Source organism: Frankia sp. CcI156 (assembly GCF_001983015.1).
In the GTDB taxonomy this organism is placed as follows: domain Bacteria; phylum Actinomycetota; class Actinomycetes; order Frankiales; family Frankiaceae; genus Frankia; species Frankia casuarinae.
This window is the reverse complement of sequence record NZ_MOMD01000066.1, coordinates 1-14,392: the sequence shown is the minus strand read 5'-3', so window position 1 is coordinate 14,392 and position 14,392 is coordinate 1. Positions and strand designations below refer to the sequence as shown.

General features: G+C 67.2%; 11 protein-coding genes. 8 read left to right on the top strand and 3 right to left on the bottom strand.

The genetic code is table 11. The features are described from left to right. Positions 1-72 precede the first annotated feature (72 nt). The 3 genes from CcI156_RS20275 to CcI156_RS20265 form a co-directional block, all read right to left on the bottom strand. A complete protein-coding gene (locus tag CcI156_RS20275; RefSeq protein WP_076807569.1) occupies positions 73-1,281 on the bottom strand; it encodes a ZIP family metal transporter in 1,209 nt (402 codons plus the stop codon). Next, positions 1,278-2,159: a multicopper oxidase domain-containing protein gene (locus tag CcI156_RS20270; protein ID WP_076807588.1), complete on the bottom strand. Its 882-nt coding sequence runs from the start codon at positions 2,157-2,159 to the stop codon at positions 1,278-1,280. The genes CcI156_RS20275 and CcI156_RS20270 overlap by 4 nt, the downstream gene beginning before the upstream one ends. A 486-nt stretch (positions 2,160-2,645) precedes the next feature. Continuing rightward, the gene (locus CcI156_RS20265) at positions 2,646-4,493 is read right to left on the bottom strand and encodes a sigma-54-dependent Fis family transcriptional regulator (RefSeq protein ID WP_076807586.1); all 1,848 of its coding nucleotides are present in this window, start codon (positions 4,491-4,493) and stop codon (positions 2,646-2,648) included. Between the two features lie 182 nt (positions 4,494-4,675). On the opposite strand from CcI156_RS20265, the gene CcI156_RS20260 reads away from it, so the two are divergent. The 8 genes from CcI156_RS20260 to CcI156_RS20225 all read left to right on the top strand — a co-directional run. Then, the gene (locus CcI156_RS20260; RefSeq protein ID WP_076807567.1) at positions 4,676-6,589 is read left to right on the top strand and encodes a hydantoinase/oxoprolinase family protein; all 1,914 of its coding nucleotides are present in this window, start codon (positions 4,676-4,678) and stop codon (positions 6,587-6,589) included. A gap of 52 nt (positions 6,590-6,641) precedes the next feature. Next, positions 6,642-7,070 carry an acetone carboxylase subunit gamma gene (locus CcI156_RS20255; protein WP_076807565.1) on the top strand — a complete coding sequence of 143 codons (429 nt, stop codon included), beginning with the start codon at positions 6,642-6,644 and terminating at the stop codon, positions 7,068-7,070. Positions 7,071-7,092: 22 nt separating this feature from the next. Next, positions 7,093-9,219, top strand: coding sequence for a hydantoinase/oxoprolinase family protein (locus CcI156_RS20250; protein WP_076807564.1), 2,127 nt, complete (start codon positions 7,093-7,095; stop codon positions 9,217-9,219). Between the two features lie 35 nt (positions 9,220-9,254). Continuing rightward, positions 9,255-11,579 (top strand): hydantoinase B/oxoprolinase family protein, encoded by a 2,325-nt coding sequence (locus CcI156_RS20245; RefSeq protein ID WP_076807562.1) that lies wholly within the window; start codon positions 9,255-9,257, stop codon positions 11,577-11,579. 51 nt (positions 11,580-11,630) lie between these two features. Next, positions 11,631-12,443 (top strand): hypothetical protein, encoded by an 813-nt coding sequence (locus tag CcI156_RS20240; protein WP_076807560.1) that lies wholly within the window; start codon positions 11,631-11,633, stop codon positions 12,441-12,443. A gap of 1 nt (position 12,444) precedes the next feature. After that, positions 12,445-13,236, top strand: a complete 792-nt coding sequence (locus CcI156_RS20235; protein WP_011436914.1) for a CoA transferase subunit A — start codon at positions 12,445-12,447, stop codon at positions 13,234-13,236. A gap of 1 nt (position 13,237) precedes the next feature. Beyond that, entirely contained in the window at positions 13,238-13,924 is a 687-nt protein-coding gene (locus CcI156_RS20230; protein WP_011436913.1) for a 3-oxoacid CoA-transferase subunit B, read from the top strand. A gap of 86 nt (positions 13,925-14,010) precedes the next feature. Continuing rightward, on the top strand, positions 14,011-14,392 hold a 382-nt coding region (locus tag CcI156_RS20225; protein WP_304413245.1), incomplete at its 3' end, for a beta-ketoacyl synthase N-terminal-like domain-containing protein.

Sequence of the window (14,392 nt, the reverse complement as noted above, 5' to 3'; positions counted from 1 at the left end):
GGAGCCGGTGGCGGCCTGGAGAACTCCTGCCGCCACCGGCTCCCGCTTCTGTGCCTGGGGGTCCATCCGCGCTCAGCCGGTGAGCAGTCCGGTGGTGTACATGACGGCGATGCCGGCGAGGAATCCCCCGAGGACGTGACCGGTGCCGAGCCCGCCGGGTGCCCGGCGGGCCAGGCGGCGTCCGATCTCGACGACGACCTGCAGGGCTGCTCCGACCGCGATGGACAGGAACAGCACCCCGAGGACGTCGTTGATGAGGAATCCACCGATCCAGGTTCCGGCTATGGCGGGCGCACCCGCGACAAGCGCGAGGCTGACGAGCCGGGGCGCCTTCACCTCGGACTGTTCCGCGAGCGGGGCCGCGATGCCAAGTCCCTCGGTGATATTGTGGATCATGAATCCGACGATGAGGAACGTGCCGAGGACGAGCTTTCCCAGCGCGAAGGAGGAGCCGATGGCCAGGCCCTCACCGAGATTATGCAGGCCGATACCGATCGCGAYGAGCGTTGCCAGCGTGGCTCCGCTCAGCCCGGCACCGGTATTGCCGGACAGGCGGCTGGCGACGAAGGTCAGGGCAAGGTAGCTGGCGGCGACACCGAACAGGACCACCCCGGTACCGTGCAGGCTGGTGGGCAGGCCGGCCTGAAGTTCGAATGCCTCGCCGAGGGCGTCGAAGGCCACGAAGGTGAGCAGACCAGCGGTGAGCGCCAGAAAGCCGCTGGTCCAGCGGGAGTCGGCCCGGCGTAGCGAGGGCAGCCAGGCCAGTCCGAGCGCGATCGGTACCACGCCGACGAGGAAGCYGATGATTGTGTAGCCAAGGATGCTGCGGCCGGTAACGCCGKGCGTCTCGACCGCCGCTGTGATCTTCTTGCTGGTCTGGATTCCGGTGGAGCTTGTCACCCCGACCGCGATCGGCTCCTCGGGTATCCACGGGTAGGGGACAGCAATGGTGGCCGAACGCAGATGATGCAGGACGCTTCCACCATCCACCGTGAAAGGCACGATCGCGTCGTCGACTGTGACCACGGCGATGGTGAGGTCGGCATGCTGGGGGTTGGTGACGTGGATGCGGATCTCGCCCGGTTCGAAGACGACGCGGCGAACGGCGAATTCGTCGGGTGCGGGAGGATTGGCGCGGATGAGTCCGGTTAGTGACGTTCCGGTGGACGTGAACAACCAGACGACCGCACCGAGCAGGGTGATCGGAACCAGCGCCCACAGCCGCCAGCGMAGGCCGCCCGACCGCGAGGCCTCCGGGAACCGTCGGGATTCGCTGGTCATGAGTTGGTCACCTCGAAAAATCCCATCCAGCCGAGTTCGGCGAACTCCGACTGGTGGGCATGGAACATGAAGYGGCCCGGGTAATGGAATTCGATCTCGATGATCCCGCGTTGGCCCTGGCAGAGCATGACCGTGTCCGTGTACTCGTACTGGTCCCCCGAGCCGGTCGGGTAGTAGCGGAAGAACTCGCCGTGCAGGTGAAACGAGTTTATGAGATCGAACTCGGTCAGGTTGGCCAGGTAGATCCGGACCAGTTCGCCGCGTTTGATCTGGATGGGATAGCGCGCATAGTAGAAGGCGCGCCCGTTGACCGTGTAGAAGTTGTTCTCACCGTCGCCGTCGGTATCGAAGCCGTTCATGACCATGACGAACTCCCGCGCCGTCGGGCGTGGCTGCGGTGGATCGATGATTAATGCGCCGTAAAGGCCCTTGGCAATATGTTTCTTGAGCGGCGTCGCGTGGCAGTGGTACATGTGCATCCCGTAGGGGGTCGCCGGGAAATTGTAAACGAAGGTTCCACCGGGATCGACGATCTCGAAGACACCATCCATATTCGCTGGGTGTATCCCGTGGAAATGAATGGTATGCGGGTGCATACTGCCGTTGGTGAACCGCACGCGTAGCAGGTCACCCTCGGTCGCGCGGATGACCGGACCGGGAACCGTGCCGTTGTACGTCCAGGCCGGGAAGGTGACACCCTGCGCAATCTCGATCTCCTTGTCCATAGCGAAGATCTTGTATTCGCGCACTCGGCCGGGCTGATGTACCAGAGCCGRCGGCGGGTGGAGGAGGTCGTCGAGGTCGTGGGGGCCGCYTGGTGCCGGGACCCCGGGGCCGATCATCGCCCCGTGGCCTGTGGCCGGATGGCTTGCAGGCATCGAGGTGTGCTGTTCACTCGAGGTGTGCTGCTCAGCTGCCGTGATCGAGGCCGCAAGCGTGGTGATGGGYGCCGCGGCGATCAGCGGGGCACTGGCCAGCAGCCCGCGTCGCGTGGCTTTCCCGTACTCACTCACCGCGCCTGCCCGAACTCCGCCGACAGTCTGTCGATCAATAGGTAGGTCTCACGCATCGCCGTCGGGCGCTGGCGGCTCATACGACTCCTTACGGTGTGAGCGCGGACGGTCACCGAAGCCAGGGCGGGTCACTGGTTGGGCTGTACTCGGGGTGACGACCACGTCATTCGGGTGATTTGCATCACACAACATCACACCCCATGGGCGGCGGGAAGGCGGTCTCAACATGAGACGGCTGCACGGGCTTATACCTCTCCGCTTCATRCGGACCGCCGGCGCGGGGCATGCCCTGGTTCAGACTGAGCCAAGGGCGGTCCGTCCCACCGGGGACGCGTCAGGCGGTGATGCCCGTCAGGCGGTGATGCCGTAGGCCTTCAGCTTGCGGTAAAGGCCGGACCGCGACATCCCGAGCCTGGTGGCCGCCAGCATTCGGTTGCCCTCGGTCTCCTGGAGAGCGGCGACGATCGTGTCCCGCTCGGCTGCCTCCAGCGGGGTGAGMACGTGCCGCGAGGTGGTCTGGCAGTAGGCCGGCAGGTCCTGGGCCTGGATCTCCCCGACCGGTCGCCGCCGCAGCGCGTGTTCGAGGGCCTCGCGCAGCTGGGAGACGTTGCGTGGCCAGGAGTAGCGCGCGATGATCCGCTCGGCGGCTGGGCTGAGCCGCACCTTGCGGTTGGGGGCCATGTCGCGCAGGACCGACGAGGTGATGGCGGTGAGGTCATCGGTACGGCATCGCAGCGGCGGCACAGTGATCGCTACCTCGAAGTGGCCGAGGAGTGCGTGGARCGGCAGGTCGGAGTCCAGTGAGGAGTCCGACAGGGTCGCAACGAATGAGGTCGGGTTGTCGAGCCTGCCGATCGCAGTGAAGAACACGTCGAGCTGTTCGACCSCTTCGGTGCTGGCCTGGTCGACATTGCGGACGATGTAGAGGGTCGGCTCTGGCTTGCCCGCGAGCAGTGAGTCGATGTCGGTCTCGGAGTTCTCGATGGTCAGCTGGGAGGCGTCCATCGACACGCTTCGGCCGCCCGGGTGTGAGGCGTGGAAGATCTCGGCGACCAGGGTGAACTTGCCGGTGCCGGTCTCACCGAGCACGATCGCCGGCTTCTTCGCTATGAGGGCTTCGCGCAGCTTGTCGCACGCGCGTACCCATGCCGGTGACCGACCACCGGTAATGGTCTCGTGCGGCCKGTACAGGTCGCCGGCGATGCGGGAGGTCTGCAGGGTCGCGACCGCGATCTGTGGCAGCACCTGCTCGGTGAAGTCGCCCGGCGATCCGGCCTTCTCCGTGGCGACGAGGTCGGCGATCACCACCATGCCGGCCACCTCGGAGCCGGCCAGGATCCGGGTGCCCCGGATATGGACCATGCGTCCCCCCGGCAGGACCAGGGTGTCGCTCACCCGGTCGCGGCGGCTCATGAGGAAGGTCGCGTGCTCGCGCAGGGTCAGCTGCTCGCTGGCGTCGAACAGGCCCTGGGCCGGGGTGTTGGCGATGAAGACCGAGTCACCGAAGGCGAAGACGGCCTGTCGGGACGCCCGGGCTTCGACGCGCAGGTAGGTCTCGAAAACGGCCTGCTGGGACTGGCTGCGATCCAGTAACAGGTTGCGGCTGATGTCCTTGGCGGCGCTCTTCACCAAGGTGTGCATCAGCGGGCTCCAGGTCTGGGTGAGCGTGGAGATGTCCAGCACTCCCTCCACCCGGCCGGTGAGAGGATCGATGACCGGGGCGCCGGTGCAGGCGAAGCATTGCAGGGGCTCGGTGAAGTGCTCCGGCCCGACGATGCTGACCGGCTGACCGGCCTCGATCACGGTGCCCACACCGTTGGTGCCCATCATCGACTCGGAGTAGTTGAACCCTGGCGCGAATTCGACCCTGTCGAGCAACCGCCCGACCGTCGATGACAAGTCGATGCGCTGAACCAGYCTGGCCCTGTGGTCGGTCAGGGCGATGACCAGCGGGAGGTCCGCGGTGTCGTTGCYGAGCTGAGTGAGCACCGGGCGTGCGCAGCGCACCAGCCGGGACCCGGTGTCGATGTCGTCGATGTAGTCGCTGTGCGGCCGTGCGCTGTCGACGCCGGCCGCCTGGCTGCGTTCCCATGATGCCGCGAGCACGTCGGGGACACCGACGGCACCCGCGCGGCCGCACTCCAGGAAGTCCGCCCGGGCTGCGGCCACCCGTAAGAGGCGGTTCGCGGTGTCCGGCATGTGCACCTCCTCGGGGGTCCTGGATGGCCCCGTGGAAGAACATCGTGGCTGAGAGCCACGCCACATCCAAGAGCAGTGAGTGTCCAATTTTGGGACACCGACACCCGGTGGGACACCAGCAGGGTTGTCCCAACAACGGGGCCTGCGCATGGAACCCAGGGAGTCACGAACCGAGGAGCGTCATGGACACCCTGATCAACATCGACAACGGTGGCACGCTTACCGACATCTGCGTCTGGGATGGCGACCAGTTCACCTACACCAAGTCCCTCACTACTCCGCACGACCTGTCGGAGTGCCTCTTCGACGGGATCGAGAAGGCCTCGGTCGCCCTCTACGGCGAAGCCAACACGGAGAAGCTGCTGCACGCTACGCAGCACATCCGATACTCGACCACCCAGGGCACCAACGCCCTGGTCGAGCGGCGGGGCCCGATGATCGGCATCCTCACCACGATGCCGGGCCTGTTCGAGCGGATGCGCGGCGGTGAAGCCGAGAAGGACCTCTTCGACGGCCTGATCGCCGACCGGATGCTCACCATCGACATGGGCGCGACCGATGAGGAGATCGACTTCGAAGTCGTCCAGCGGATCAACCAGCTCACCACCCTGGGCGCCGCCCGGGTGGTGGTGGCTGGTGAGTCGCCGGAACAGGAGCGTCGCCTACGCAGCGTGTTGCTGCGCAAGTTCCCGCGGCACCTGCTCGGCTCGATCCCGCTCCTGTACTCGTGGTCCCTCGCCGGCGACCGGGACCACCCGCGTCGGGTGTGGTCGTGCGTGCTCAACTCGTTCCTGCACCCGACCATGGAGCGGTTCCTGTACGGGGCGGAGCGGCGGCTGAAGTCGTACAGGGTGCTCAACCCGCTGCTGGTCTACCGCAACGACGGAGCCTCCTCGCGGGTGGCCAAGGCGGTGGCGCTGAAGACGTACTCCTCCGGGCCGCGCGGCGGCTTGGAAGGTACGGCGGCGCTGGCTCGCACGTACGGCCTCGATCACACGCTGATGATGGACATCGGCGGCACCACCACCGACGTGGGGGTCGTCCGCGGCGGCGCGGCGGCGGCCGATGAGCGCGGCACCATCGAGGGCGTCCCGATCTCCTACCCGATGAGCAACGTGCACTCGACCGGGGTCGGTGGGTCCTCGGTGATCTCGGTGGTGGACGGGCAGATCATGGTCGGGCCGCGCAGTGTGGGGGCGGCCCCCGGCCCCGCCTGCTTCGGCTTCGGTGGCAAGGAAGCCACGATCACCGACGTCAACCTGCTGCTCGGCGTCCTCGACGCCAGCACCTACCTCGACGGCACCTTCCGGCTCGACGCCGACCGTTCGGCCGCGGTCATCACCGAGACCATCGCCGAGCCGCTGGGCATCAGCCTGGAGGAGTCGCTGATCCGGATGGAGCGGGCCTACTTCGAGGCGCTGGCACACTCCTTCGCGCACCTGATCGAGGAGAACTCGACCCTCATCGCCTTCGGTGGCGCCGGCCCGATGAGCGCCGTTGGTGCCGCTCGTCCGGCAGGGGTGAAGAAGGTGCTGATCCCGCGGATGGCGGCGGTCTTCTCCRCGTTCGGCATTGCCTTCTCCGACATCGGCAAGACCTACGAGGTCGGCGTGCCGGAGCCGACCACGGCAAGCACCGCGGCGACGTACGACGAGATGCTTGCCCGGGCCAGGCGCGACATTTTCCAGGAGGGCTACGACCTCGACGACTGCCGCACCGAGGTACTGCTCACCATCGAGGAGACCGACGGGTCGCCGGTGGAGACCAGGCCGTACCAGTCCGGCGACGCCGCGGACTTCCCCGGGAAGCAGGTCTCCCTGCAACTGTCGGTGACGGCCGCGCTGCCGCACCCCGACGTTGCTCCCGACACCGACGTGCCCGCGATCCGGGTGACGAGCAATGAGACCCGCCTGGTCCGTTCCGCGCCCGACCAGGTCGACAAGGTGCCGGTGTTCGTGCTCGCCGAGATGCCGCCCGGTGGAAGTGGCGAGGGCCCGRTGATCGTCGAGGGCCCGTTCTTCACCGCCCGCGTGCTGCCCGGCTGGCAGTTCCGGGTCACCGCCTCGGGGGACCTGCTGCTGACCGACACCCACTGACCTCCCCTGACGGCCCCGAGCGTCCCCTGACAGCTACGAGAGGAAAGTCATCATGCGGGTCCCCATGACCGAATACCTGGTCATCGACCTCGACACCGAGCGCTGGGTCTGCCGGGTGTGCRGCCGCGACATCTGGTCTGCCCACGGGAACTACAAACTCGGCTGCCTGGTCTACGACCGCGACCCACGGGAGATCCACCAGCCGATCATCAATCCCGRCCGCTACGAGTTCACCTTTTCCCCGGACCCGACGTACTGCCGGATCCTGGAATTCTACTGCCCCGGCTGYGCCACCCAGATCGAGACCGAATACGTGCCCCCGGGACACCCGCCGACGGCCGATCTCGTCATCGACGTCGCCGCGCTGCGCACCCAGTGGGAGGAACGCGGCGTCGACCCCGAGCAGGTCCACAACTACGGGCCCGGCGAGGACGCGCAGAAATACACCGCCATGCACAAGGCGACCGGCCACATCCGCTGATCTCGCAGGGAGAACCGAGACAATGAAACGTATCTCCGTCGACATCGGCGGCACCTTCACCGACTGCTTCTTCGTCTGGGACGAGACCTAYGTCGAGGCGAAGGCGCTGACCACGCACCACAACCTGGCGCTGGGCTTCAACGAGGCGCTCGACCTGGCGTGCAGCCGGGCCGGACTGGACCGCGGCACCGTGCTCACCGAGGTCGACTCGGTCCGCTACGCCACCACCCTGGGCACCAACGCTCTCATCGAGCGCAAGGGACCCAAGGTGGGGGCGATCGTCACTCATGGCTTCGAGGACACCATCCCGCTCTCCCGCGRCCGGGGGTACGGCGAGGGCCTGGACTACTCGATGCAACAGAACCTCCCGGCAGCCGAACGGCCCGAACCGCTGGTGCCGCGCTACCTGATCCGCTCGGTCAAGGAACGCGTCAACTCGGCCGGCACGATCGTGGCGAGGCTCGATCCCGAGGACGTCCGCACGGTGGTCCGTGAGCTGGTGGATGCCGGCGCCGAGGCCCTGGTGGTCTCGCTGGTCAACGCCACCGAGAACCCCGAGCACGAGCTGGCGATCCAGGAGATCATCCTCGACGAGTTCCCGGCCCACGAGCTGGGTGCCATCCCGGTGCTGCTGGGMCACCAGGTCTCCGGTCGCAAGGGCGAATACGTGCGGGCGACCTCCACCATCGTGGACGGCTTCCTGCACGAGATCATGTTTCACGCGCTCAGCCAGCTCTCGAACAACCTGCGCGACGCCGGCTACGGCAAGCCGATGCTGGTCATCCACAACTCCGGTGGCATGGCGCAGATGAACTCCACCGACGCCCTGCAGACCATCCACTCCGGTCCGATCGCCGGCGTCGGCGCCGCGGAGCACCTGTCGAACGAGACGGGCCTGGGCCATGTGATCTCCACTGACATGGGCGGYACGTCCTTCGACATCGGCCTGGTGCCCGAGGGCGGCGTGAAGCACTACGACTTCCTGCCGACCATCGACCGCTGGCTGGTGTCGGTGCCGATGGTGCACCTCGACACGCTCGGTGCCGGCGGCGGCTCCATCGCGTCGTACGACCGGATTCACAACTCCATCAAGATCGGCCCGGAGTCGGCCGGCTCCAACCCCGGCCCGGCCTGCTACGACCGCGGCGGACTGCGTCCGACGGTGACCGACGCCGACCTGTTGCTCGGCTATCTGGACCCGGACAACTACGCCAACGGCTACATCAAGCTCAACCCGAAGCGCTCCCGGTTCGCCGTCGAAGAGAACCTGTGCGACCAGCTCGACATGGACGTTCTCGCCATCGCCCGCGCGATCAAGGACGGTGTTGACGAGCAGATGGCGATCGGCATCGGCAAGGAGCTGCGGGTGCGCGGCTACCTGCCGGAGGACTTCACGATGCTCGCCTACGGCGGCAACGGTCCGCTGCACGCCTGCGGTATTGCTCGCCATGCCGGCATCAAGCAGATCCTGGCCCCGCCGTTCTCGTCGGTGTTCTCCGCCTGCGGCGCCGGCAACATGAAGCAGCTGCACTTCCACGAGCGCGGCGTGCACATCACGATGTACAACGCCACCTCCCGGTCGCTGTACGACAAGTACGAGGAGTTCAACGCGAYCGTCGAGGAACTCGAGGCCCGGGGCCGGGAGGACCTGGTGCGTCAGGGCTTCGCGGCCGACGACGTGAAGTACCGCCTGGAACYGGACATGCGCTACGGCAACCAGCTGCTCACCCAGGCCGTCGCCCTCGACATCAACCGGATGAACGGTGTGGGCGACGTACTGCACATGATCCGCACCTTCGGTGATGTCTACAGCCACCGGTTCGGCGCCAGCAGCGCGGCACCCGAAGCCGGGATCCGGGTGGGGACCGTGCGGGTGGCCTCCTACGTCGACGGCGACGTCGTCAACTTCGACTCGCTRGAGGCCGGCGGCGAGCGCACGGTGCCGACCGAGGTGTCGCACCGCAAGGTCTACTTCATCGGCCAGGACGACTCGATCGAGACGCCGGTCTACGACCAGRCCGCGCTGTCGCACGAGCGGGTGATCCCCGGCCCCGCGATCGTCACCACCGAGAACACCACCTACCTCGTCGAGCCGGGCTGGCGTCTGGAGCCGACGGTGCAGGGCGCCGTCTGGTTCCTGCAGGACTGATCGAGTACACCGTCGAGCGCACCAGGGAGAAGACGATGACTGTCACGGACGACAGCGCCACGCAGGAGCAGGCCGCCGAGCAGAACACCCTCACGCCCCAGGAGCGGGAGTGGGTCGACCAGTTCATGGACGAGACCACCCTCTTCCTCGGTCCCGACCCGGTGATCATGCGTGACCACTCCATCCAGGAACGGACGTCGCGGGAGGAGACGGCGATCGCCGCCGGTGTCGACCGGCTGGTGGTCGAGCGGATCCGCAAGCGGATTGCCGGTGCGCTCGACGAGGGCTACGAGATGTGCGAGGCGCAGGGTGCCGCGCCCGGGGCGAAGTGGGGTGACCTGACGACCGCGATCTACACCGCGGCCGGGGACGTGTCCTACCTCTCCTGCCACGGGGTGATCGCGTTCTCCGCGATCCTGCACCACCCGATCCGGTACATCATGAAGTACTGGAAGGACGAGCCGACCGTCGGTATCCACGAGGGCGACGGATTCATCCACAACGACGCCCGGTTCGGCAACGTCCACAACACCGACCAGTCGATGATCATGCCGATCATACGTGGGGGTGAGATCATCGCGTGGGTGGCGGCGACCATCCACGAAGGCGAGAACGGCGCCTGCGAGCCGGGCGGCATGYCGTCGGGCTCGGAGACCCCGTTCGACGACGGCCTCCGGATGAGCCCGTTCAAGATCGTCGAGCGTGGTCATCTGCGCCGGGACCTGCTGACCTTCCTCCAGCACTCGGTGCGCGACCCCAAGCTGCAGCTGGCCGACCTGAAGGTGAAGATCACCGCGGTACGCAAGATCATGGAGCGCATCGACAAGGTCATCGACGAGGTCGGCGTCGACACGTTCGTGGCGGCCCTGCGGGTCACCGTCGAGGACGTCGACGCGGAGGTCCGCCGCCGGATCTCCGAGCTTCCCGACGGCACGTACTCCTTCAACCAGTTCATGGACTCGACGCTGAAGGAGAACATCCTCATCAAGATCGCCTGCAGGATCCACGTCAAGGGCGACAAGATGACCGTCGACCTGCGTGGCACCGGACCGGAGATCATCAACCGGGCGATCAACTCTCCGCTGTGCTCGGTGAAGTCGATGATGATGCAGGCGATCCTGGCGTTCTGGTGGCCAGACCTGCCGCGCTGCACGGCGGCGATGAGCTGCATCGAGATCATCTCCGACGAGGGCACCTGGGCCGACGCGTCCTACGACGCCCCGATGGGACAGTCGCTGCAGGCCTCGTTCCGAGGCTTCTCGATGATGCAGGCGCTCTACGGAAAGATGTCGTTCTCCACGCCGCACAAGTACTCGAACATCGTGGCCAACTGGTTCAACCAGATCAACACGTTCCTGTGGGGCGGTGTCACCCAACACGGCGACATGGTCGGCAACCTGTGTGCCGACCTCAACGGCATGCCCGGGGGAGCCAAGCCCTTCCGGGACGGTGAGGACGCCGTCTCGCCGCTCTTCTGCGCCATGGCCGACACGGCCGAGCAGGAGGTCATGGAGGAGGAGGTGCCCTTCATGCAGCTGGTGGCCAAGCGCCTGGTCCGCGACAACATGGGCTTCGGCAAGTTCACCGGCGGCATGGGCTACGAGATGATCGTGGCCGCCGAGGGCACGCCGGAGTGGGGCTTCATGACGGTGACCTCCGGAGCGAAGTTCTCGTCCATCTACGGCATGTTCGGGGGCTACGGCTGCGGCACCTACCCGCTGGCGATGGTCAAGGGCACGAATGTCTACGAGCACATTCGTCKGGACAACAAGAAGTTCGACCTCTCGATCGAGAAGGTCATGAACGAGCGTCCGTTCCCGGACGGGAAGTACTCGACCTATCACATGGGTCTGCAGTACGACCGCGCCAAGGACGGCGAGCTCTACATGATCTCCCAGGGCGCCGGTGGTGGGTACGGCGACCCGCTGGAGCGCCTGCCCGAGTCGGTGGTGCGCGATGCCGAGCTCGGCCGGATCAGCCAGAAGGTCGCCGAGGAGATCTTCGGTGTCCGCTATGACCCGATCACCTTCCGGCTCGACGCCGAGGGCACCAGGCAGGCCCGCGAGCGGGTCCGCCAGACGCGCCTGACGCGCGGCAAGCCCTACGCGGAGTTCGTCAAGGATTTCGTCACCGAGGAGCCGCCGAAGGACCTCCTCTACTACGGCTCCTGGGGCGACGACACCAAGGACCTCACCGCCACGGTGTTCACCATCGACGGTCCCCAGCGGGTCAAGGCGCCGCTGAAGGAACTGCCGATCATCGTGATTCCGGACCGCCGGGAGCTGAAGATCGCGGCGCTGGAGGCGCGCGTGCGGGAGCTGGAGGACAGGCACGGCGAGGACGTCAAGCGTCTCGCCTGAGGTTCCGTCTCGCCTGAGGTTTACGGAGCCCTGAGGTTCAAGGAGCACTGAATGTCTTCTCTCACTGCCCTGCTCGCTGCCGCGCCCGGCGGCCGGGCGCTGGTGATCGACYACGACGCCTACGCGACGGCAGTGCTACGGCAGGGCAGCGAGATCCCCTGGGGTGACCTCGCCGCCCTGACCGGGCACGTCGCCCAGGTCCAGGCCCTGCTGGATCCGGATGCGGTGTTCGTCAATGCCGAGGCGTTCTACGACGCGTATCTCGCGGCGACGCCTGACCTGGTGAGCGCGCTGGGGAAGCGTAGCCGCACGGGCTATGCGTTACGCACCCTGCTCGGTGACGAGCCCGCCGTCGAGCGGTTGGTCCTGACCATGCGCACGCTGGCGGACTCGACCCGGCGACGGGTCGTGCTGTCGGTGCCGTCGCCCGCGAGGTGGTTGCTGYGGGCACATGACCGGGCCGGCACGGGGCTGGACGAGGTGAGCGAGGACCACGCCGACAGCGCCTCCATGTACCTCGCCGAATGGCTGGGGCGCCTGGGGTCGCCGCCGCTGGGACTGTTGCTCCTTGATGCCCGGGCCCGCCGCGGGGACTCCGCCACGCTGGAGTTCCCGGAGCGGGCGGGTGGCTATACCTCGCTGACCAATGTGGCCGGGCACTTCGACTGGACGCTGGCGGTGCGATTCGCCTCCTCGGTCGACGTGGCCGGCGATGTCACGCGGGCTGTCGTCCTTCCCGACGCGTTCTGGCACGGCGAGGGCGAGGCGCCCCGTGACGGAGCCCGGCTTGTGCTGACCACGATCCCGGCCGATGCGCCGCCCGAGACGGTTCTGCTGCGCCGGGCCCTGCTGAAGGAGGGGTGAGGTGGACAAGGTCGTGGCGTCGGCGCAGGAGGCGGTCGCCGATATTCCGGTCGGGGCCAGCGTGGCGAGTGGTGGTTTCGGGGTCTGCGGCATCCCGTCGGTGCTCCTTGCCGCGCTCGCCGAACAGGGGGCCTCGGACCTGACCGTCATTTCCAACAACTGCGGGATCCCGGGTGTGGGTAACTCGCTGCTGCTGGAGGGCGGGCGGATCCGCCGTCTGGTGGCGTCGTACGTGGGGGAGAACAAGGAACTGGAACGGCAGTACCTCTCCGGGAAGGTCGAGATCGAGTTCAACCCGCAGGGGACGCTGGCGGAGCGGCTGCGCGCCGGTGGAGCCGGGATCGCGGCGTTCTACACCCGCACCGGCGTCGGCACGCAGGTCGCCGACGGCGGGCTGCCGATCAGGTACGACGCCTCGGGCGAGGTGGCGCTGGCCTCGCAGCCCAAGCCGACCGAGGTCTTCGAGGTCGACGGGGTGCCGCAGGTCTTCGTGCGGGAGACGGCGCTGCGGCCGGACTTCGCCCTGGTGCGGGCCCGGCGTGGTGACCGGCACGGCAACCTGGTTTTCCGCAGGGCCGCCCGCAACTTCAACCCGCTCTGCGCCATGGCCGGGAGGGTGACGATCGCGGAAGTGGAGGAACTCGTCGAGCCGGGTGCGCTGGATCCCGACGAGATCCACCTGCCCGGAGTCTTCGTGCAGCGGGTGGTGGCGTTGACGCCCGGCCAGGCCGCGGACAAGGGGATCGAGCGGCTCACCCTGCGTGCCGTCACAACCGCTGCAGGAGGTGCCTGAGATGCCCTGGTCCCGGGACGACATGGCCGCCCGTGCGGCGGCGGAACTCAACGACGGGGACTACGTCAACCTCGGCATCGGTCTGCCGACGCTGGTTCCCAACCACGTGCCCGACGGCGTGGAGATCGTGTTGCAGAGTGAGAACGGCATCCTCGGCCTGGGTCCCTACCCGGTCGCCGGCGAGGAGGACCCGGATCTCATCAACGCCGGCAAGGAGACGGTGACGACCGCGACGGGAGCAAGCTTCTTCGACTCCGCCACCAGTTTCGGGATGATCCGTGGGGGGAAGATCGATGCGGCGATCCTCGGCGCCATGCAGGTCAGCGAGCGCGGGGACCTGTCGAACTGGGTGGTGCCCGGCAAGCTGGTCAAGGGCATGGGGGGCGCGATGGACCTGGTCCACGGCGCCCGCCGCGTGATCGTTCTGATGGAGCACTGCGCCAAGGACGGATCGCCGAAGATCCTGCCCGCGAACACGCTCCCGCTGACCGGCACAGGTGTCGTGCAGCGCATCATCACCGACCTCGCCGTCATCGACGTGACCTCCGATGGTCTGGTGCTGGTGGAGACGGCGCCGGGCGTCACCGCCGACGACGTGCGGAAGGTGACACCGGTACGGCTGGCTCAGGTGGGCACGAAGCCTGGTGCCGGCGTGGCGGGCGGACCTGCCGGGGTGTCTTGGCAGTGACCTGCCGGGGTGTCTTGGCAGTGACCTGCCGGGGTGTCTTGGCAGTGACCTGCCGGGGTGTCTCAGCAGTGAAGGGTGTCTGAGCGTTGAAGGGACTGGATGTGGACCACGACGTGGAGATCGTGGGCTGGGGTCATACCCCGTTTGGCCGTCTGCCCGAGGAGACTCTGGAGTCGCTGATCGTTGCCGCCGCGCGGGAGGCGATCGCGTCGGCGGGTCTGCGCCCGCGGGAGATCGACGAGATTGTTCTCGGTACCTATAACGCGGGGTTGCAGCCGTTGGCGTTTCCTTCCTCGCTGGTGCTGGAGGCCGATGACGATCTGCTGTTCACCCCGGCGACCCGGGTGGAGAACGCGTGTGCGAGCGGGTCGGCGGCGTTGCTGTGCGGGGTGCGGGCGATTCGGTCCGGGCAGGCGCGCCGGGTGCTGGTGGTCGGGGCGGAGAAGATGACCCACGCGTCGGCCGAGG

Bases quoted from the DNA above. Each gene is read 5' to 3' on its own strand.
- CcI156_RS20230 (WP_011436913.1), top strand. From the start codon at position 13,238: ATGCCCTGGTCCCGGGACGACATGGCCGCCCGTGCGGCGGCGGAACTC.